Raw genomic sequence first — 21,068 nt, 5'->3', positions numbered from 1 at the left:
TAGAAAAAATGCGTCGGATCGAGATTACCGGCGCTTGAGATGGAACAACGCCGCGACGGTCAGGACCAGTCGCGGCGCGGTGTTCAGATGTCAGCGGGGTGCAACGACGGTTTGATCAGTCGATCTTGCCGTGGCACTGCTTGAACTTCTTGCCCGAACCGCACCAGCATGGCTCGTTGCGGCCCAGTTTCTGCTCGTTGCGCACGGGCGCGGTGGCCACGGCAACGTCAGCGCCCTCTTCCTGCGGTTCAGCTTCCAGGCCCGGAGCCTCGGCGTGCTGGAACTGCATGCGTGCGGCCAGTTCTTCGGCTTCGCGGCGCAAACGGGCTTCTTCCTCGACCGGATCTTCGCGGCGCACCTGAACGTGCGAGAGCACGCGGATGGTATCGCGCTTGATCGAATCGAGCAGTTCCTGGAACAGGTTGAACGACTCGCGCTTGTACTCCTGCTTCGGGTTCTTCTGCGCATAACCGCGCAAGTGGATACCGTGACGCAGGTGGTCCATGGTCGACAGGTGGTCTTTCCACAGGTCGTCGAGTACGCGCAGCAGGATCTGCTTCTCGAAGGTGCGCAGCGCTTCGGCGCTGGCCTGTTCTTCCTTCTCGTTGTAAGCCGCCAGCAGCTCGGCCATCAGCTTGGCACGCAGGGTTTCTTCGTACAGGTGGTCGTCTTCGTCGAGCCATTGCTGGATCGGCAGCTTGACCCCGAAATCGCTGGCCAGTGCCGCTTCCAGACCGGCCACGTCCCACTGTTCTGGCAGCGACTGCGGCGGAATGTGCAGGGCGACGGTGGCGTCGAGCACTTCCTCGCGGAAGTCGGCGATGGTATCGCCAATATTGTCGGCTGCCAGCAGGCTGTTACGCATGTGGTAGATGACTTTACGTTGCTCGTTGGCGACGTCGTCGAATTCGAGCAGTTGCTTGCGAATGTCGAAGTTGCGGCCTTCGACCTTGCGCTGGGCCTTTTCGATGGCGTTGGTGACCATCCGATGCTCGATGGCTTCACCGGACTGCATGCCCAGCGCCTTCATGAAGTTCTTCACCCGGTCAGAGGCGAAGATACGCATCAGGCTGTCTTCCAGCGACAGGTAGAAGCGGCTCGAACCCGGGTCGCCCTGACGGCCGGAACGGCCACGCAGCTGGTTGTCGATACGGCGCGATTCGTGACGCTCGGAGGCGATCACGTGCAGGCCACCGGACTCGATCACCTGCTGGTGACGCTTCTGCCAGTCGGCCTTGATCTGTGCGACCTGCTCGGGGGTCGGGCTTTGCATGGCGGCGACTTCGACTTCCCAGTTACCACCCAGGAGGATGTCGGTACCGCGACCGGCCATGTTGGTGGCGATGGTCAGCGCACCCGGGCGACCGGCCTGGGCAATGATCTCGGCTTCTTTTTCGTGGTACTTGGCGTTCAGAACCTTGTGATCGATGCCTTCCTTCTGCAGCAGGTTGGACATGTGCTCGGAGGTTTCGATGGTCGCCGTACCCACCAGGACGGGGCGGCCCTGGGTCATGCTTTCCTTGATGTCGGCAATGATCGCCTGGTACTTCTCATCGGCGGTCAGGTACACCAGGTCGTTGAAGTCCTTACGGGCCAACGGCTTGTTCGGCGGGATCACCATCACGTTGAGGCCGTAGATCGACTGGAACTCGAACGCTTCGGTGTCGGCGGTACCGGTCATGCCGGACAGCTTGTTGTACAGGCGGAAGTAGTTCTGGAAGGTGGTCGAGGCCAGGGTCTGGCTCTCGGCCTGGATGTTCAAGTTCTCTTTCGCTTCGATCGCCTGGTGCAGGCCTTCGGACAGGCGGCGGCCCGGCATGGTACGGCCGGTGTGCTCGTCGATCAGCAGGATCTGGCCGTCCTGGACGATGTACTCGACGTTGCGATGGAACAGCTTGTGCGCACGCAGGCCAGCGTAGACGTGGGTCAGCAGGCCCAGGTTGTGCGCCGAGTAGAGGCTCTCGCCCTCGGCCAGCAGGCCGACCTGGGTGAGCATTTCTTCGATGAACTGGTGACCGGCTTCGTTGAGTTCAACCTGACGGCTCTTCTCGTCGATGCTGTAGTGGCCTTCCTGGGTAACCTGGCCCTCGACTTCCTCGATGTGCTGCTTGAGGCGCGGGATCAGCTTGTTGATCTCGATGTACAGCTTGGAGCTGTCTTCGGCCTGGCCGGAGATGATCAGCGGGGTACGCGCTTCGTCGATCAGGATGGAGTCGACTTCGTCGATCACGGCGAAATTCAGCTCACGCTGGAATTTCTCTTCCATGCTGAACGCCATGTTGTCGCGCAGGTAGTCGAACCCGAATTCGTTGTTGGTGCCATAGGTGATGTCGGCGGCATAGGCGATGCGCTTCTCTTCCGGCGGCTGGAACGGTGTGACGACACCGACGGTCAGGCCGAGGAATTCGTACAGGGGACGCATCCAGTTGGCGTCGCGGCGGGCCAGGTAGTCGTTCACCGTGACCACGTGCACGCCTTTGCCCGACAGGGCATTGAGGTATACGCCCAGGGTTGCGACCAAGGTCTTGCCTTCACCGGTACGCATTTCTGCGATCATGCCTTCGTGCAAGGTCATGCCGCCGATCAGCTGCACATCGAAGTGACGCATGCCCATGACCCGCTTGCCCGCTTCACGGGCGACCGCGAAGGCTTCAGGCAACAGCTGGTCGAGGGTCTCGCCTTTGGCCAGGCGCTCTTTGAACTCTGCGGTCTTGGCGCGCAGCTGCTCATCCGAGAGGGCCACCATCTGCTCTTCGAAGGCATTGACGATCTGTACCGTCTTGAGCATGCGTTTGACTTCACGCTCGTTCTTGCTTCCAAAAAGTTTTTTTAACAAAGGCGCAAACATATCGGCAGGATCTTCCACACGTGGGGATGGAGGGCGGCCCCGTAAGTCGCCCGTGCAGCCCTTATGGCCGCATGCGAACGAGCATTCTACCCGGAAACGATGGTGAGGAAAGTGGCGGATTTCCACGATGCTGGCACAGCGCTTTGACGGGGCCTGGTTAAAATAAGGCCTTTTTCGCCAACTTCAACCCATTGCAACATGAAGTTTTACCCTCGCAGCCCAAGCAAGGCCTGGCACGGGCGATCTGCTAAGATGGCAGCTCTGTAACTTCAGGTGTCCCTTCATGGCTTTTCGCCCCTCGCCAGCCCGCGCCCCCGCTGTTCTTCTGCGCGAAGCCCGGCCGCTCAAAGCCCTGTTCAGCCAGGCCCAGCGCCTGGCGCAACTGCAAAAGCTGCTCGACAGCCAGCTGCAGCCGGCGGCTCGCGAACATTGCCACATCGCCTCCTGGCGCGAAGGCACGCTGCTGCTGATCGTCACCGACGGCCACTGGGCCACCCGCCTGCGTTACCAGCAAAAACGCCTGCAACGCCAGTTGCAGACCCTCGAAGTCTTCGCCAGCCTGACCCGGATCCTGTTCAAGGTGCAGCCACCGACCACCCAGAGCCGGGCGGTCGGGCATACCGCAGACTTGTCGAGCCGGGCGGCCGAGAGCATTCAGGCGACGGCAGAGGGCATCAGCGATCCGAAGTTGCGTGCGGCATTGGAGCGCCTGGCCAGCCATGCCCGGGACAAGGATGCGGCGGACGGCTGATATTCCGTGCATGGGGCTGCTGCGCAGCCCATCGCCGGCAAGACCGGCTCCCACAGGTACTGTGTCAAGCAAAAATCAGGCATAAAAAAGGCCACCCGAAGGTGGCCCAAAAAAACTAAAGAAGAGAGTGTTCGTACTTACACTGCCGCAACCGGACGCATGTAAGAGATCGGTGCCGTGCTGGCATCTTCGAAAGTCACCACTTCCCAGGCGTCTTTTTCCTCGATCAGCTTGCGCAGCAGCTGGTTGTTCAGCGCGTGTCCGGACTTGTAGCCCTTGAACTCGCCGATCAGGCTGTTGCCCAGCAGGTAGAGGTCGCCGATGGCGTCGAGGATCTTGTGCTTGACGAATTCGTCTTCGTAGCGAAGACCGTCTTCGTTGAGCACGCCGTCCTTGTCGACCACGATGGCGTTTTCCACACTGCCACCGAGTGCGAGGTTGTGCTTGCGCAGGTACTCGATGTCACTCATGAACCCGAAGGTACGGGCGCGGCTGACTTCCTTCACGAACGAGGTGCTGGAAAAGTCCACGCTGGCACTTTGAGTCCGGTTGCGAAACACCGGGTGATCGAAATCGATCTCGAAACTCACCTTGAACCCGTCGAACGGCAGGAAAGTGGCGCGCTTGTCGCCGTCTTCCACTGTCACTTCGCGCAGGATGCGGATGAACTTCTTGGCTGCGTCCTGTTCTTCCAGGCCGGCAGATTGAATCAGGAATACAAAGGGTCCTGCGCTACCGTCCATGATCGGCACTTCGGACGCGGAGAGCTCGACGTAGGCGTTATCGATGCCCAGGCCAGCCATGGCCGAGAGCAAGTGCTCAACCGTGTCTACCTTGGTATCGCCATTGACCAGTGTCGTCGACATGGTGGTCTCGCCGACGTTGGCCGCGCGGGCGGGAATTTCCACCACGGGGTCGAGGTCGGCACGGCGAAATACGATGCCGGTATCCACAGGTGCAGGTTTGAGGGTCAGGTAAACCTTTTCCCCGGAGTGCAGGCCGACACCTGTGGCACGGATAATATTCTTCAGGGTGCGTTGTTTAATCATGGCATTGGCCGCTTCAGCGCAAATTGCGAACTGGTATCAACAAAGGCTGAGGATAATACCAGACCCGGCCTTTGCTGAACACCAATCACCCTTATACCCCTGATAAATTTCATTAATCGGCCTGACGACGCAGGAATGCCGGGATGTCCAGGTAGTCCAGATCGTCTTGCGGATTAAGTTTAGCAGCAGCGGCAGCACCGGCGTGGGCCTGGTTGCGCATCACGGTCGGACGCTCCAGGTCACGGTAGTTCACCGAAGACTGCTCGTTGCGCACAGGCGCCGGTGCCGGGGTTTGCGCCGCAGCGGCCTGCATGGTGTTGTCGATAACCTTGACCGGCTTCTCGATTTTCGCACCCAGGCCAGTGGCAACCACGGTAACGTGCAGCTCGTCGCGCATGTCCGGATCGATAACGGTACCGACCTTGACCATGGCGTGATCGGAAGCGAAGGCTTCGATGATGCTACCGACGTCCGAGTATTCGCCCAGCGACAGGTCAGGACCTGCAGTGATGTTGACCAGGATGCCGCGGGCGCCCTGCAGGTTGACGTCTTCGAGCAGCGGGTTGCGAATGGCTGCCTCGGTCGCTTCACGTGCACGGTTAGGACCGCTGGCGCAGCCGGTACCCATCATGGCCATGCCCATCTCGCTCATCACGGTACGCACGTCGGCGAAGTCGACGTTGATCATGCCCGGACGCTTGATGATGTCGGAGATACCGCGAACGGCACCGGCCAGTACGTCGTCAGCCTTGGCGAAAGCCGACAGCAGGCTGGCGTCCTTGCCGAGAATGGTCAGCAGCTTCTCGTTGGGGATGGTGATCAGCGAGTCGACGCTGTCAGCCAGTGCACGGATGCCCTCGTCGGCAATCTGCATGCGCTTGCGGCCTTCGAACGGGAACGGACGCGTGACCACGGCAACCGTGAGGATGCCCAGCTCTTTCGCCACTTCGGCGATGATTGGCGCCGCACCGGTACCGGTACCGCCGCCCATGCCGGTGGTGATGAACACCATGTTGGTGCCTTGCAGCACTTCGGCGATGCGCTCACGGTCTTCCAGCGCGGCCTGACGGCCGACTTCCGGATTGGCACCGGCACCCAGGCCCTTGGTGACGCCGGTACCCAGTTGCAGGATGGTACGCGCGCCGATGTTTTTCAGCGCTTGAGCATCGGTGTTGGCGCAGATGAACTCGACGCCTTCGATGTTGCTCTTGACCATGTGATTGACGGCGTTGCCACCGCCGCCACCGACACCGATCACTTTGATGACCGGACTTTGCGGGACGTTGTCTACGAGCTCGAACATTTTCCCTCTCCTTACAGTTCTCTAGTTTTTTGCGCCTACTACTACTGCTTTGAAACTTTAAAAGTTGCCCTGGACCCAACGTTTGAAGCGTTCAAACGCTGGAGCCTTCGGTTCATCGCCATAGCCGTTGTTGCTGCTGCTGATACCGGTCAGGGTCAAGCCGTCGGACTGCTTCTGCAGGCCGTAGGTCAAAAGGCCCACACCGGTGGAATAGATCGGATTGCGCACCACATCGCTAAGGCCGCGAACACTGTGCGGCACGCCCAGGCGTACCGGCATGTGGAAGATTTCCTCGGCAAGTTCTACCGCGCCTTCCATTTTCGAGGTACCGCCGGTCAGGACGATGCCCGCCGGTACCAGGTCTTCGTAGCCGCTGCGACGCAGTTCGGCCTGAATCAGGGTGAAGAGCTCGTCGTAACGCGGCTCGACCACTTCGGCCAGGGCCTGGCGCGACAGTTCGCGCGGCGGACGGTCGCCAACGCTCGGCACCTTGATGGTTTCACCGGCACCGGCCAGCTTGGCCAGGGCGCAGGCGTAACGGATCTTGATCTCTTCGGCGTACTGGGTCGGCGTACGCAGGGCCATGGCGATGTCGTTGGTCACCTGGTCGCCGGCAATCGGGATCACCGCGGTATGGCGGATCGCGCCTTCGGTGAAGATGGCGATGTCGGTGGTGCCGCCGCCGATGTCGACCAGGCACACGCCCAGTTCTTTCTCGTCATCGGTCAGGACCGAGTAGGCCGAGGCCAGTTGCTCAAGGATGATGTCGTCGATTTCCAGGCCGCAGCGACGCACGCACTTCTCGATGTTCTGCGCGGCATTGACGGCGCAGGTGACCACGTGGACCTTGGCTTCCAGACGCACGCCGGACATGCCCAGCGGCTCGCGCACGCCTTCCTGGTTGTCGATCACGTAGTCCTGCGGCAGGGTGTGCAGGACCCGCTGATCGGCCGGGATAGCCACGGCCTGGGCGGCGTCGAGCACGCGCTCCAGGTCCGCCGCGCTGACTTCGCGATCACGGATGGCGACGATGCCATGGGAGTTCAGGCTGCGGATGTGATTGCCGGCAACACCGACGAACGCCGAGTGAATCCGGCAGCCCGCCATCAGCTGGGCCTCTTCGACCGCGCGCTGGATCGACTGCACGGTGGACTCGATATTGACCACCACGCCCTTCTTCAGCCCGCGCGATGGGTGAGTGCCGATACCGACGATTTCCAGGGTGCCGTCGGCGGCGACTTCGCCCACCAGGGCCACAACCTTGGAGGTGCCGATATCCAGCCCGACGATCATTTTGCCGCTATGCGCATTTGCCATGGGTCCTGCCTCTCTCTAATTCTTCGCAACGGCGGGTTGGGCCGTCGTCGGTGCAATCGGTTCCCGCCAGCCAACGGCCAGGCCATTGGCGTAACGCAGATCGATGCGGGCGATGTTCGTGATCTGTTCTTTGAGTGTCTTGTCGTAAATGGCAATGAAGCGGCGCATCTTTTCCACCAGATGATCGCGTCCCAGCAGCAGTTCGATACCTGGCCCGGCGCTACCGGCACCGGTGGTCAGGAACCAGCTGCCGCGCTCGCGCAACTCCAGCCGGGCAATCGAAAAGCCCATCGGCCGCAACATCTGGCTCAGGACCTGATATTGCTGCATTACTTTTTGCTGCGCCCGCTGCGGCCCGAACAGCTGCGGCAGGTGCTCGTAGTTGGCCAGTTCGCGCGGGGTGAAGGCCTGGCCCTGGTTATTGAGCAAGGCTTCGTCACCCCAGCGCGCCACGGGCAACTGTTCTTCCAGGCGGATCACCACTTCATCCGGCCACACCCGGCGCACTTCGGCGTGGGCGATCCAGGGCATCTGCTCCAGTTCCGCACGCATGCTCGCCAGGTCGACGGTGAAGAAGCTTGCCGCCACGTACGGGGCGATCCGTTGCTGCACCGCCTGCTGGCTGATGTAGCTCAGATCACCCTGCACGGCGATCTTGGTAATCGGCCGGTCGGCGTACGGCATCAGGCGCTGGGCACCCTCGTAGGCAGCAAACCCTGCGGCGACCAGCAACACCGGCCAGAGCAGACGCTTGAACACGCTAAAGTTGGCCTTGGGCAGGCGCGCCGACAGCGGCTCTTTGGCCACCATCCGGCTGGCACCACGCGGCACCGGCTTGTTACGGCCGGGGGCGGGTTGCTGATGACGTAACATCGCGCCTTGCATGGGCTTAACCTCGCGCCTCTACGCTGGCCGCCAGGATCGCCAGCACCAACTGCTGGAAGTCCAGGCCGGCCGCGCGTGCCGCCATCGGGACCAGGCTGTGATCAGTCATGCCTGGTGCGGTGTTGACCTCGAGCAGCCAGAAACGCCCCTGCTCGTCCTGCATCACGTCCAGGCGGCCCCAGCCGGCGATGCCAATGGCGTCGCAGGCACGTGCAGTCAGGTCGATCAGCTCTTGTTCCTTGGCCGCGTCCAGGCCGCACGGGATGCGGTACTGGGTATCGTTGGCGATGTACTTGGCGTCGTAGTCGTAGAACGTGTGCGGGGTGCCCAGGGCGATTGGCGGCAGGACCTGACCACGCAGCACAGCCACAGTGAACTCCGGACCCTTGATCCATTGTTCAACCAACACTTGCGAGTCGTAGGTGGCAGCGTCCTTCCAGGCAACGATCAATTCTTCGACGCTGCTCACTTTCGCCATACCGATACTGGAACCTTCATGGGCCGGTTTGACGATCAAAGGGAAGCCCAGTTCCGCACCTGCAGAAATACAGTCAACTTCGCTGGAGAGTACGGCGTGACGTGGGGTCGGAATACCCAGGCTGTGCCAGACCTGTTTGGTCCGCAGCTTGTCCATGGCCAGCGCCGACGCGAGGATGCCGCTGCCGGTGTAGGGAATGCCCAGGCACTCCAGCAGGCCCTGCATGCTGCCGTCTTCACCGCCACGGCCGTGGAGGATGATGAAGGCGCGGTCGATCTTCTCGCGCTGCAGGCGATCGAGCAGGTCGTCGCCGACGTCGATGGCGACCACGTCGACCCCAGCGCCGCTCAGCGCCTCGATAACCGCGGCGCCGGACTTCAGCGAAACCGCGCGCTCGGCGCTCTTGCCGCCGTAAAGCACGGCTACGCGGCCGAAGGCTTGCGGATCAATGGTCGAGTGCAATGTAGCGTATGCGTTATCAGTCATTTCGACTTCCCCTGACTGGCAACAGCACCAGCGAACAACGGACTCTTGAGTAATTGCGGGGCCAGGCCACCGATGTCACCGGCACCCTGGCACAGCAGGATGTCGCCAGCGCGCAACAGCGGCTTGACCAGCGGCGCCAGCTCGATGCCGCGCTCGATGTAGATCGGGTCGAGTTGGCCGCGCTGGCGGATGCTGTGGCACAGCTGACGGCTGTCGGCGCCTGGGATCGGTTCTTCGCCGGCCGGGTAGACTTCCATCAGCAGCAACACGTTGGCGTCGGCCAGGACCTGGACGAAATCGTCGTAAAGGTCGCGGGTGCGGCTGTAACGGTGCGGCTGGTACACCATCACCAGGCGCCGCTCAGGCCAGCCACCGCGCACGGCCTTGATCACCGCCGCGACTTCGGTCGGGTGGTGGCCGTAGTCGTCGACCAGCATCACGCTGCCGCCGTCTACCGGCAGCTCGCCATAGACCTGGAAGCGCCGCCCTACCCCCTGGAACCCCGAGAGGCCCTGGACGATGGCTTCATCGCTGATGCCCTCGTCGGTGGCAATGGCGATGGTCGCCAGGGCGTTGAGCACGTTGTGGTTGCCCGGCATGTTGACCGACACCTCCAGCGGCTCGCGATCGCGGCGCAGCACGGTGAAGTGGGTCTGCATGCCCGACTGGCGGACATTGATCGCGCGCACGTCGGCTTCTTCGCTGAAACCGTAGGTCACCGTCGGACGCTTGACCTGCGGCAGGATCTCGCGCACCACCGGGTCGTCCAGGCACATCACCGCCAGGCCATAGAACGGCAGGTTGTGCAGGAACTCGACGAAGGTTTTCTTCAGCTTGTTGAAGTCGCCTTCGTAGGTCGCCATGTGGTCGGCGTCGATGTTGGTGACCACGGCCACCAGCGGCTGCAGGTGCAGGAAGCTGGCGTCACTCTCATCGGCTTCGGCGATCAGGTAGCGGCTGGTGCCGAGCTGGGCATTGGTGCCGGCGGCATTGAGGCGGCCACCGATGACGAAGGTCGGGTCCAGGCCACCGGCGGCGAATACCGAGGCCAGCAGGCTGGTGGTGGTGGTCTTGCCATGGGTACCGGCCACGGCGATGCCGTGGCGATAGCGCATCAGCTCGGCGAGCATCTCGGCCCGCGGCACCACCGGAATGCGTCGCTCAAGAGCGGTGGCGACTTCCGGGTTGGCGGTGTTGATGGCGCTCGACACCACCAGCACATCGGCGCTGGCGGCGTTCTCGGCACGGTGACCGATAAAGATCTGCGCACCGAAGGATTCCAGGCGCTCGGTGACCGGCGAGGTCTTGAGGTCGGAGCCCGACACCTGGTAACCCAGGTTCAGCAGCACTTCGGCGATACCGCACATGCCCACGCCGCCGATACCGACGAAGTGGATGCGACGGATACGGCGCATTTCCGGTTGCGGGATGGCTTTCTGACTTTCAACCATGGGCCACCTCCAGACAGATATCGACCACGGTGCGGGTGGCAGCGGGCTTGGCCAGGCGCCGGGCAGTGGCGGCCATGGTGATGAGTTTTTCCGGTTGCATCAGCACCTCGTTCAGGCGTTCAGCGAGTTGCGCTGCGCCAGTTGTCGCTTGTGGCATCAGGAAGGCAGCGCCTTCACGGGCCAGATAATGGGCGTTGTGGGTCTGGTGGTCGTCGATGGCATGGGGCAAGGGCACCAGCATCGAAGGCAAGCCGGCCGCAGCCAGCTCGCTGACAGTCAGCGCACCCGCGCGGCAGACCACCAGATCAGCCCAGCCATAGGCGTGGGCCATGTCCTTGATGAACGGTTCTACCTGAGCCTCGACACCGGCCTCGCGGTAACGCTCGGCGGTAATCTGGTCATACTGCTTGCCAGCCTGATGGAATACCTCGGGACGAATCTCCTGAGGCACCAAGGCCAAAGCCTGGGGCAGCAATTTGTTCAGCGGTTCGGCGCCCAGGCTTCCGCCGAGCACCAGCAAACGAGGCTTGCGCACGCCCAGGGGCTCGCGCGGGGTTTCCATGAACAGTTCGCTGCGCACCGGGTTACCGGTGGTGCGCAGTTTGTCCGACGCCGCGAAGGTGTCGGGGAAAGCTTCGCAGACTCGGCCAGCCAAAGGCACCAGCAGCCGATTGGCGGTACCGGCACGGGCGTTCTGCTCGTGAATCACCACCGGCACTGCGCACAGCCGGGCCGCAACGCCGCCCGGGCCGGTCACGTAACCGCCAAAGCCGACCACACACACCGGCTTGAGCTGACGGATGATCCGCCGCGCCTGCAGCACGGCCTTGACCAGGGTGAACGGCGCCTTGAGCAGCGACAGCTTGCCCTTGCCACGCAGGCCGGTGACCTGGATCAGGTGCAATTGCAGCCCGGCCTGGGGTACCAGCTCGTTTTCGATACCGCGCGGGGTGCCCAGCCAGTGCACGCTGTAACCGCGCGCCTGGAATTCACGGGCACAGGCCAGCGCCGGGAACACGTGGCCCCCGGTGCCGCCTGCCATGATCAGTACGTTCTTGCCGTTAGCGGCCATGATTCGGCTCCTCGGCAAAATCGCTTTCATTGAATTCGTGTTCTTCACTGCCCAGGTGCGTGCGGCTCTCCCACTCGATGCGCAGCAGCAAACCGACGCAGGCACAGCAGATCACCAGGGAGCTACCGCCGTAACTGAGGAACGGCAGGGTCAGGCCCTTGGTCGGCAGCAGGCCGACGTTCACGCCGATATTGATCAAAAACTGACCAATCCACAGGAACGCCAGGCCGAAGGCCATGTAGGCGGCAAAGAACTGTTTGGCTTTTTCTGCCCACAGGCCGATGTACAGCGCGCGCACGGTGACGAACACGAACAGCGCCACAGTGATCAACGAGCCGACCACGCCCAGCTCTTCGGCCAGTACCGAGAAAACGAAGTCGGTGTGCGCTTCGGGCAAATAGAACTGCTTCTGCACACTGTTGCCCAGGCCAACGCCGAGCCACTCGCCGCGACCGAAGGCGATCAACGCCTGGGTCAACTGGTAGCCGGAGCCGAACTGATCCGACCAGGGGTCGGTAAAGGTGATCAGGCGCGCCATCCGGTAGGGCTGGGCCTGGACCAGGATGAACACCGCTGCAACCGCCAGCACCACCATCAGGCTGAAGCGGAACAAGCCGACGCCGCCGAGGAACAGCATCGCCGCCGCCGCGCCCATCATCACCACCGTGGCACCGAAGTCCGGCTCCATCAGCAGCAGGCCAGCCATGGGCAGCAACACGATGAACGGCTTGAAGAAGCCCATCCAGCTTTCGCGCACTTCCTGCTGACGACGCACCAGGTAGCCGGCGAGATAAATGACCACGAAAACCTTGGCGATTTCCGAGGGCTGGACGTTGAAGAAGCTGAAGCCGATCCAGCGCATCGAACCGTTCACTTCACGGCCAATGCCCGGCACCAGTACCAGCACCAGCAACGCGAAGGCGCCAACCAGCATGGTGAAACCCATCTTCTGCCAGGTGGCGATCGGCACCATCATGGTGACGATGCAGGCAAAGACGCCGATGGCCACGTACACCAGGTGGCGGAACATGTGGTACAGCGGGTTGCCCGACTGCGCAGCGGCCACTTCCGAAGACGCCGAGGTGATCATCACCAGGCCAAGGCCGAGCAGCGCCAGGCAACCGGCGAGCATGGCGAAATCAAGGTCGATGCCGCGACCGCTGATCAGCGGCGATGGGTAAGGCTTGATGATGCCGAAGATCATGCCAGCCCTCCTACGGCCTGGGCGAACAGGCGCCCACGCTCTTCGAAGTTCTTGAACATGTCCAGGCTCGCGCACGCCGGCGACAGCAGCACGGCATCGCCGGGCCGGGCCAGTTCGGCGCATTGCTGCACCGCTTCATCAAGGGTTTTCACCCGGATCAGCGGCACGCCGTCACCCAGCGCTTCGGCCAGACGCTCGGCATCGCGGCCCAGCAGCACGACGGCGCGGCAGTTGGCGGCGACCGGCGCAGTCAACGCGCTGAAGTCAGCACCTTTGCCATCGCCACCGGCGACCAGCACCAGCTTGCCGTCGATATCGGCGCCCAGGCCTTCGATGGCCGCCAGGGCGGCACCGACGTTGGTCGCCTTGGAATCGTCATACCAGTTCACGCCATTGCGCTCACGAATCCACTGGCAACGGTGCGCCAGGCCCGCGAAGGTGCGCAGGCTGGAAAGCATGGCGTCCATCGGCAGGCCAACGGCATGGCCCAGGGCCAGGGCCGCCAGGGCATTGGACTGGTTGTGGGCACCGCGAATCTTCAGTTCGCGTACCGGCATCAGGTTGTGGAACTCGAAGGCCAGGTACTTCTCGCCGTTCTCTTCGCGCAGGCCAAAGGCCTTGAAGTCGGGAGTGTTCAGACCGAAGGTCCATACCGGCTGGCCTTCAGCCAGCAGCGGACGGCTGAGGGCGTCCTGGCGGTTGACCACCACCTGCCGCGCGCCACGGAAAATCCGGTGCTTGGCCAGGTGATAGGCCGGCAGGCCGCTGTAGCGGTCCATGTGGTCTTCGCTGACGTTGAGCACGGTGGCCACTTCGGCATTGAGCTGGTCGGTGGTTTCCAGCTGGAAGCTCGACAGCTCCATCACGTACAGCTCGACATCATCGCTGAGCAAGTCCAGCGCCGGGGTACCGAGGTTGCCGCCGACCGCCACACGCTTGCCAGCCGCGGCGGCCATTTCGCCGACCAGGGTGGTGACGGTGCTTTTCGCGTTGGAGCCGCTGATGGCAATGATCGGCGCCTTGGCGTTGCGGGCGAACAGTTCGATGTCGCCCGACAGCTTCACGCCACGGGCAGCGGCCTGCTGCAGCGCCGGCGTGGCCAGGGCCAGGCCGGGGCTGACATACAGTTCGTCGGCACGGCAGAGAAACTCTACGTCCAGCTCGCCACAACGCACTTCCACCTGCGGGAAATCGCGGCGCAGGGTGTCCAGTTCCGGCGGGTTGTCACGGGTGTCGGCAACCGCAAAGGCAATGCCCCGGTTCGCCAGGAAGCGAACCAGGGACATGCCGCTCTTGCCGAGGCCGACAACAATGCGGAAGTGGTCAGAAGCGATCAAGGACACGCGTTTCTACCTCAGTTTCAGGGTGGCAAGGCCGATCAGCACCAGAATCACGGTGATAATCCAGAAGCGGACGATCACCCGAGGCTCGGGCCAACCCTTGAGTTCAAAGTGGTGATGGATCGGCGCCATGCGGAACACGCGCTTGCCGGTCAACTTGAAGGAGGCCACCTGGATCACCACCGACAGGGTCTCCATGACGAACACACCGCCCATGATGAACAGGACGATTTCCTGACGCACGATCACGGCGATGGTGCCCAGTGCCGCACCCAGTGCCAGGGCACCGACGTCGCCCATGAACACCTGGGCCGGGTAAGTGTTGAACCACAGAAAGCCCAGGCCGGCACCGATCAGCGCGCCGCAGAACACGATCAGCTCACCTGCGCCCGGTACGTAAGGGATCAGCAGGTATTCGGCGAATTTCACGTTACCCGACAGGTAGCAGAAGATGCCCAGGGCGCCGCCAACCATGACCGTCGGCATGATCGCCAGGCCATCAAGGCCGTCGGTGAGGTTGACCGCGTTGCTCGAACCGACGATGACGAAGTAGGTCAGCACCACGAAACCGATCCCCAGCGGGATGGTGACGTCCTTGAGCATCGGCACGATCAGGGTGGTTTCGACGCTGGTCGGGGCGGTCATGTACAGGAAGATCGCAGCGCCCAGGCCGAACACCGACTGCCAGAAATACTTCCAGCGGCTGGGCAGGCCGCGCGAGTTCTTCTCGATCACCTTGCGGTAGTCATCGACCCAGCCGATGGCGCCGAACAGCAAGGTGACGATCAGCACCACCCACACGTAACGGTTGGTCAGGTCGGCCCACAGCAGAGTGCTGATGCCGATAGCCGAGAGAATCAGTGCGCCACCCATGGTCGGGGTGCCGGATTTGGACAGGTGCGATTGCGGGCCGTCGTTACGGACCGCTTGGCCGATCTGGCGAATCTGCAGGGTACGGATCATCCATGGGCCCAGCCACAGGGCCAGCGACAACGCGGTCAGGACACCGAGAATCCCGCGCAGGGACAGGTACTGGAAGACCGCGAAGCCTTTATAGAACTGTTGCAGATACTCAGCCAGCAGCAGCAGCATTAATGTTTCTCCCCGCTGGAACCGCACAAAGCCGCCACGACGTTCTCCATCGCAGCGCTGCGCGAACCCTTGATCAAAATAGTGGTGTTGGTGGCCTGCTCAGCGGCGCGAACGGCGTCGATCAGGTCAGCTTGATTAGCGAAATGTCGGGCATTGGCGCCGAACGCTGCTACCGCGTGGGCCATGTTGGTGCCCACCGCATAGAGTGCCGAAACCTTGTCTTTGGCGTACTCGCCTACCTGCCGATGCCCTTCCTCAGCCCACTGGCCCAATTCGCCGATATCCCCGAGCACCAGGACGGTGCGGCCGGAAAAGCCGGCGAGTATATCAACGGCAGCGCACATGGAGGTGGGGTTTGCGTTGTAAGTATCATCAATTACCCGCACACCGTTGGGCGCCATCTGCACCACAGTGCGGCCCTTGACCGGTTGCACGGCATTGAGGCCCTGAACGATGCCATCCAGCGTCAGACCAAAGGCATGCGCGGCAGCGGCGGCGGCCAGTGCATTGGCAACGTTATGGGTACCGAGCAGGTTCAGCTGGACCCGCGCCACGCCCAGCGGGCTGTGCAGGTCGAACGACGGGCAACCGCGCAGGTCGTGAGCAATGCTACTGGCGTGAAAGTCGGCACTTGGGTTGTTCAGGGCGAAGGTCAGCAACGGGTGATTGCCGGCGCGTTTTTTCCAGATGCCGAAGGCCTTGTCATCAAGGTTCAATACAGCCACGCCATCCTGACCCAGACCTTCGAGGATCTCGCCCTTGGCTTCGACAATCTTCTCTGGCCCGCCGAACTCGCCGACATGAGCGGTACCGGCGTTGTTGATCAGTGCCACTTGCGGTTTGGTCAGACCGACGGTGTAGGCAATTTCGCCGATGCGCGAGGCGCCCAGCTCGATCACCGCCGCTGTGTGTTCCGGGGCCAGTTCGAGCAGGGTCAGCGGGGCGCCGAAGTCGTTATTGAGGTTGCCACGGGTGGCCAACACCGGGCCACGGGTACGCAGGATGCTGGCGAGCATTTCCTTGACCGTGGTCTTGCCGCTGGAACCGGTAATGGCAGCGACCGGCTTGTCGAATGCGGCGCGGTTCAGCGCGCCCAACTGGCCCAGGGCCAGACGGGTATCGGCCACCACCAACTGCGGCAGGCTGCTACCCGGCACTTCGCGCTGCACCAAGGCGGCGACCGCGCCTTTGGCGGCAACGTCGTTCAAGTAATCGTGGCCGTCGAAGCGCGGCCCGGCCAGGGCGACAAACAGCTGCCCGGCCGTGATTGCGCGGCTGTCGATGCTGACGCCATTGAAGGTTGCGTCCTGGCCGTGCAGGCGGCCATTGAGCGGCGCGGTCAGCTGGCTGAGGGACAATGGCTTAAGCATGGGGAGCCTCCCATACGGCGAGGGCTTTTTCGGCTTCGACCAGGTCGGAGAAGTCGTGGCGCTCGCCGTTGATTTCCTGATAGTCCTCATGCCCCTTGCCGGCCAGGACGATGACATCGTCAACGCCGGCGCTGGCGATCAACTGTGCGATGGCCGCGCCGCGACCGGCAACGAACTCGACGCTATCGGCCTGGGCAAAGCCAGGGCGGATATCGGCGAAGATCTGCTGCGGGTCTTCGGTGCGCGGGTTGTCGTCGGTAACCAGCACGCGGTCAGCCAGGCGCTCGGCCACTTCCGCCATCAGCGCACGCTTACCGCGATCGCGGTCGCCACCGCAGCCGAACAGGCACAGCAACTGGCCCTTGGCATGCGGACGCAGCGCTTGCAGCACCTGCTCCAGGGCGTCGGGGGTATGCGCGTAATCGACCACCACCAGCGGCTTGAGGCCGCCACCCAGGCGCTGCATGCGCCCGACCGGGCCTTCCAGCGTCGGGGTGACCTTGAGAATTTCGTCCAGCGGGTAATCCAGGGCCAGCAAGGTGCCGACCGCCGCCAGCATGTTGCTCAGGTTGAAGCGCCCGAGCAGGCGGCTGCGCAGGGAGTGCTCGCCCTGCGCGGTAACGATCACGGCGCGCACGCCATCGTCGTCAAAATGCGCTTCGCGACAGTACAACGAAGCGGCTGGATCCTTGAGGCTGTAACTGATCAGGCGCGACTCGCCCTGCTCGGCCGCCAGACGACGACCAAACTCGTCATCGAGGTTGACCACCCGGCAACGCAGGTTCGGCCAGGTAAACAGGCGCGCCTTGGCGTCTTCATAAGACTGCATGCTGCCGTGGTAATCGAGGTGATCACGCGACAGGTTGGTCATCACCGCAATGTCGAATGCCAGGGCCGCGACCCGGCCCTGGTCCAGGGCATGGGAAGAGACTTCCATGGCCACGGCCTTGGCCCCGGCCTTCTTCAGGTCGTTGAGGGTCGCCTGCACGGCGATCGGGTCCGGGGTGGTCAGGCGGCCGCTTTGCAGCGCGCCATAAAAACCGGTACCCAGGGTGCCGATCAGGCCGCAGTGCTGACCGAGCTGGTCCAGCGCCTGGGCCACCAGTTGGGTAACGCTGGTCTTGCCGTTGGTGCCGGTGACGCCCACCAGATCGAGCAGACGGCTCGGCTCACCATAGAAACGCCCGGCGATGTCCGACAGTTGCGCCGCCAGGCCCTTGACTGGAATCAGCGGCACGTCGGTGATCGGCAACACGTTGGCGCCTTCGGCTTCGTAGGCAACCGCCGCCGCACCGCGGCTGAGCGCGTCGGCAATGTGTTCACGACCATCCATGCGCGTACCCGGTACCGCCAGGAACAGGTCGCCCGGGCGCACGTTACGGCTGTCCAGGGTCAGCTCTCGGATCGACGGATCGCGACTGGCCTGGGTAAAAAGCTTGCTCAATGGCATTGTCATCAACCGCGTCCTCCCTTGACTGGTGCAACATTGACTTGCTGCGCTGGTGTTGCCGGCGGCAGGTTGTCCGGCGGAATATTCATCAGGCGCAAGGTGCCGGACATGACTTTGCTGAACACCGGCGCCGATACCAGGCCGCCGAAGTAGCCGCCCTTGCTCGGTTCGTCGATGACCACCACCACCGCGTAGCGCGGGTCGCTCATCGGCCCGAAGCCAGCGAACAGCGAGCGGTAGGCGTTTTCGGTGTAGCCCTTGGAGCCGATGGTGGCCTTACGCGCGGTACCCGATTTGCCGCCAACGTGGTACGACGGCACCTGGGCGCGGAACACGCCGCGCGGCGCTTCAATCACCTGCTGGAGCATGCCCTGCACGGTCTCGGCGACATCCTTAGGCACCACCTGGGTGGACTCCGGCGTCTTGTCGACCTTGAGGATGCTCAGCGGCACCATCTTGCCGTCGTTGGCCAGCGCGGCGTAGGCATGCACCAGTTGCAGCGCGGTCACCGACAGGCCGTAGCCGTAGGACAGGGTCGCGGTCTCGGCCTTGCGCCACTCGCGGTGGTTGGGCAGGTTGCCGACGCGCTCGCCAGGGAAGCCAAGGCCGGTGTACTGGCCAAGGCCCAGCTGGGACATGACGCGGTAGATGGATTCGCCACCGATATCGAAGGCGATCTTGCTCATGCCGACGTTACTGGAGTTGATCAGGATGCCGGTCAGGTCGAGGATCGGGCCTTCGCTCTTGGATACGTCACGAATGGTGTAACGGCCCAGTTGCAGGGTGCCCGGGTACACCTCGACCTTGTCGGTGGGCTTCCAGCGCCCGCTCTGCAGGGCGGCACTCATGGACAACGGTTTTACCGTCGAGCCTGGCTCGAACACGTCGATGATCGCCCGGTTGCGCATGGCCGCCGGGAACATGCTGCGACGGTTGTTGGGGTTGTAGGTCGGCTGGTTGACCATCGCCAGCACTTCGCCAGTCTTGACGTCCATGATCACCAGGCTGCCGGCCTTGGCTTCCTGTTCGGCGATGGCGTTGCGCAGTTCGCGGGTGGCCAGGTATTGCAGGCGCAGGTCGATCGACAACGCCAAGGTCTTTCCGGCCTTGGCGTTTTTGGTTACCTGGATGTCCTTGATCAGCCGACCGCGCCGGTCCTTGATCACCTGTCGCTTGCCGGGCACGCCGGCCAGCCATTCATCGTAGGCCAGCTCCACCCCTTCGCGACCGTGGTCGTCTAGGTCGGTAAAGCCGACCATGTGCGCGGCAACATCGCCGGCCGGGTAGAAACGGCGGAATTCCTCGATGCCGTAGACACCGGGGACTTTAAGATCGAGCACCACCTGGCCCTGCTCCGGGGTCAGGCCGCGGACCAGGTAGATGAATTCTTTGCTGGCCTGTTGCTCCAGGCGCGCCGCCAGTTGCTGCGGGTTCTGCTTGAGCGCGGCGGCCAGGGCCGGCCAGCGGTCCTTGGCAGCCTGCATCTCCTTGGGGTTGGCCCACAGGGTGGTCACCGGGGTACTGACTGCCAGCGGCTCGCCATTACGGTCGGTGATCAGCCCGCGGTGCGCAGGAATAGGAATATGCCGCAAGCTGCGGGCATCGCCCTGCCCCTTGAGGAAGTCACGGTCGACCACCTGCAGGTCGATGATACGCCAGGCAATCGCACCGACCATCAGCGCCAGCAGGGCGATGACCACGCGAAACCGCCACGGGTAGAGTGCGCCTTCAAGCTTCATCATGGCGCCACCATCCGTACTTCGTCAGCCGCCGGGATGCGCATCTTCAGCTGCTCGCTGGCAAGGTTCTCGATACGGCTGTGGGCGGTCCAGGTGCTCTGTTCGAGAATCAGCCGGCCCCACTCGGCCTGGGCCTTGTCGCGCTCGTTGAGTTCGCCGTACAGGGAGTTGAGCAACTGACGGTTCCAGTGCGCGCTGTAGGACACCGCCACCGAAGAAACGAGCACGGCAACGAACAGCAGAAGCATCAGGAAGCTTCCGCCTGGCAAAGGCTTGGCGAACAAGCGGCTCACCGCAGCTTCTCGGCAACGCGCATGACGGCGCTACGCGAACGCGGGTTGGCCTTGAGCTCGGCCTCGGAGGCGAACTGGGCCTTGCCGTGGACCTTGATCTTCGGTTCGAAATGCTTGTGCTGGACCGGCAGGTTGCGCGGCAGGTTGTCGGCCTCGCCCTTGACCAGCTTGCGCATGAACAGCTTGACGATGCGGTCTTCCAGGGAATGGAAGCTGATCACCACCAGGCGCCCGCCGACTTCCAGCGTATCGAGCGCGGCTTCAAGGCCGGCCTCAAGATCGCCGAGTTCGTTGTTGACGTGAATGCGCAGGCCCTGGAAGGCACGGGTAGCCGGGTTCTTGCCCTTTTCCCAGGCCGGGTTGGCGACCTTGAGCACTTCGGCAAGGTCGGCGGTGCGGGTGAACGGGGTTTCTTCGCGGCGCAGTACCACGGCACGGGCCATGCGCTTGGCAAAGCGCTCTTCGCCGTATTCCTTGAACACCCGGGCGATTTCTTCTTCGGGCGCGCTGGCAATGAACTCGGCAGCACTGACACCGCGGGTCGGGTCCATGCGCATGTCCAGCGGGCCGTCGTTGAGGAAGCTGAAGCCACGCTCAGGGTCGTCCAGCTGAGGCGACGATACGCCCAGGTCGAGCAGGATGCCGCTGACCTTGCCGGCCAGACCGCGCTCGGCGACTTCGGCACCCAGCTCAGCAAAACTGCGCTGCACAATGACAAAGCGGCCGTCTTCGGCCGCCAGCGCTTGCCCGGTGGCAATCGCTTGAGGATCTTTGTCAAAACCCAGCAGCCGGCCCTGCGGCCCGAGCTTGCTGAGGATCAAGCGGCTATGCCCGCCGCGTCCGAAGGTGCCATCCAGATAGCAGCCATCGGCGCGTACGGCGAGAGCCTCGACGGCTTCGTCAAGCAGTACGGTGATGTGGTTAAAGCCGCTATCTATAG

At 62.9% G+C, this 21,068-nt stretch carries 17 protein-coding genes; 1 reads left to right on the top strand and 16 read right to left on the bottom strand.

Features of this window, described 5'->3' with window-relative positions; genetic code table 11:
• Positions 1-115 precede the first annotated feature (115 nt).
• Positions 116-2,848 (bottom strand): preprotein translocase subunit SecA, encoded by a 2,733-nt coding sequence (gene secA, locus NLX68_RS21915; RefSeq protein ID WP_254285765.1) that lies wholly within the window; start codon positions 2,846-2,848, stop codon positions 116-118.
• Between the two features lie 283 nt (positions 2,849-3,131).
• Here secA and NLX68_RS21910 point away from each other — a divergent pair, with 283 nt between their 5' ends.
• Positions 3,132-3,599 (top strand): DUF721 domain-containing protein, encoded by a 468-nt coding sequence (locus NLX68_RS21910; protein ID WP_254285764.1) that lies wholly within the window; start codon positions 3,132-3,134, stop codon positions 3,597-3,599.
• Positions 3,600-3,736: 137 nt separating this feature from the next.
• Here the strand turns inward: NLX68_RS21910 and lpxC are convergent, their stop codons facing one another.
• The 15 genes from lpxC to rsmH form a co-directional block, all read right to left on the bottom strand.
• Entirely contained in the window at positions 3,737-4,648 is a 912-nt protein-coding gene (lpxC, locus tag NLX68_RS21905; RefSeq protein ID WP_010220795.1) for a UDP-3-O-acyl-N-acetylglucosamine deacetylase, read from the bottom strand.
• A gap of 112 nt (positions 4,649-4,760) precedes the next feature.
• The gene (ftsZ, locus tag NLX68_RS21900; RefSeq protein ID WP_010220794.1) at positions 4,761-5,951 is read right to left on the bottom strand and encodes a cell division protein FtsZ; all 1,191 of its coding nucleotides are present in this window, start codon (positions 5,949-5,951) and stop codon (positions 4,761-4,763) included.
• Between the two features lie 57 nt (positions 5,952-6,008).
• Entirely contained in the window at positions 6,009-7,268 is a 1,260-nt protein-coding gene (gene ftsA / locus NLX68_RS21895; RefSeq protein ID WP_010220793.1) for a cell division protein FtsA, read from the bottom strand.
• Between the two features lie 15 nt (positions 7,269-7,283).
• Positions 7,284-8,153, bottom strand: a complete 870-nt coding sequence (locus NLX68_RS21890) for a cell division protein FtsQ/DivIB (protein ID WP_254285763.1) — start codon at positions 8,151-8,153, stop codon at positions 7,284-7,286.
• Positions 8,154-8,157: 4 nt separating this feature from the next.
• Positions 8,158-9,117, bottom strand: coding sequence for a D-alanine--D-alanine ligase (locus NLX68_RS21885; RefSeq protein ID WP_254285762.1), 960 nt, complete (start codon positions 9,115-9,117; stop codon positions 8,158-8,160).
• On the bottom strand, positions 9,114-10,568 hold the full coding sequence (gene murC, locus NLX68_RS21880; RefSeq protein ID WP_254285761.1) for a UDP-N-acetylmuramate--L-alanine ligase: 1,455 nt from the start codon (positions 10,566-10,568) through the stop codon (positions 9,114-9,116). The genes NLX68_RS21885 and murC overlap by 4 nt, the downstream gene beginning before the upstream one ends.
• The gene (murG, locus tag NLX68_RS21875) at positions 10,561-11,640 is read right to left on the bottom strand and encodes an undecaprenyldiphospho-muramoylpentapeptide beta-N-acetylglucosaminyltransferase (protein WP_254285760.1); all 1,080 of its coding nucleotides are present in this window, start codon (positions 11,638-11,640) and stop codon (positions 10,561-10,563) included. Before murG ends, murC begins: the two co-directional genes overlap by 8 nt.
• On the bottom strand, positions 11,630-12,841 hold the full coding sequence (gene ftsW, locus NLX68_RS21870) for a putative lipid II flippase FtsW (RefSeq protein WP_174242338.1): 1,212 nt from the start codon (positions 12,839-12,841) through the stop codon (positions 11,630-11,632). Before ftsW ends, murG begins: the two co-directional genes overlap by 11 nt.
• Positions 12,841-14,187: a UDP-N-acetylmuramoyl-L-alanine--D-glutamate ligase gene (gene murD / locus NLX68_RS21865; protein WP_254285759.1), complete on the bottom strand. Its 1,347-nt coding sequence runs from the start codon at positions 14,185-14,187 to the stop codon at positions 12,841-12,843. The genes ftsW and murD overlap by 1 nt, the downstream gene beginning before the upstream one ends.
• A gap of 6 nt (positions 14,188-14,193) precedes the next feature.
• The gene (mraY, locus tag NLX68_RS21860) at positions 14,194-15,276 is read right to left on the bottom strand and encodes a phospho-N-acetylmuramoyl-pentapeptide-transferase (protein WP_036996790.1); all 1,083 of its coding nucleotides are present in this window, start codon (positions 15,274-15,276) and stop codon (positions 14,194-14,196) included.
• The gene (gene murF, locus NLX68_RS21855; protein ID WP_254285758.1) at positions 15,276-16,646 is read right to left on the bottom strand and encodes a UDP-N-acetylmuramoyl-tripeptide--D-alanyl-D-alanine ligase; all 1,371 of its coding nucleotides are present in this window, start codon (positions 16,644-16,646) and stop codon (positions 15,276-15,278) included. Before murF ends, mraY begins: the two co-directional genes overlap by 1 nt.
• Positions 16,639-18,102 (bottom strand): UDP-N-acetylmuramoyl-L-alanyl-D-glutamate--2,6-diaminopimelate ligase, encoded by a 1,464-nt coding sequence (locus NLX68_RS21850; protein WP_254285757.1) that lies wholly within the window; start codon positions 18,100-18,102, stop codon positions 16,639-16,641. Before NLX68_RS21850 ends, murF begins: the two co-directional genes overlap by 8 nt.
• Positions 18,102-19,835 carry a penicillin-binding protein 2 gene (locus tag NLX68_RS21845; protein ID WP_254285784.1) on the bottom strand — a complete coding sequence of 578 codons (1,734 nt, stop codon included), beginning with the start codon at positions 19,833-19,835 and terminating at the stop codon, positions 18,102-18,104. The genes NLX68_RS21850 and NLX68_RS21845 overlap by 1 nt, the downstream gene beginning before the upstream one ends.
• A complete protein-coding gene (ftsL, locus tag NLX68_RS21840) occupies positions 19,835-20,128 on the bottom strand; it encodes a cell division protein FtsL (RefSeq protein ID WP_036996796.1) in 294 nt (97 codons plus the stop codon). Before ftsL ends, NLX68_RS21845 begins: the two co-directional genes overlap by 1 nt.
• Entirely contained in the window at positions 20,125-21,066 is a 942-nt protein-coding gene (rsmH, locus tag NLX68_RS21835; RefSeq protein ID WP_254285783.1) for a 16S rRNA (cytosine(1402)-N(4))-methyltransferase RsmH, read from the bottom strand. Before rsmH ends, ftsL begins: the two co-directional genes overlap by 4 nt.
• Positions 21,067-21,068: the final 2 nt, after the last annotated feature.

The sequence above is a fragment of the Pseudomonas sp. SBB6 genome (genome assembly GCF_024213215.1).
Taxonomy (GTDB): domain Bacteria; phylum Pseudomonadota; class Gammaproteobacteria; order Pseudomonadales; family Pseudomonadaceae; genus Aquipseudomonas; species Aquipseudomonas donghuensis.
The sequence above is the reverse complement of the archived record's forward strand: the minus strand, read 5'-3'. Positions and strand labels throughout refer to the sequence as shown.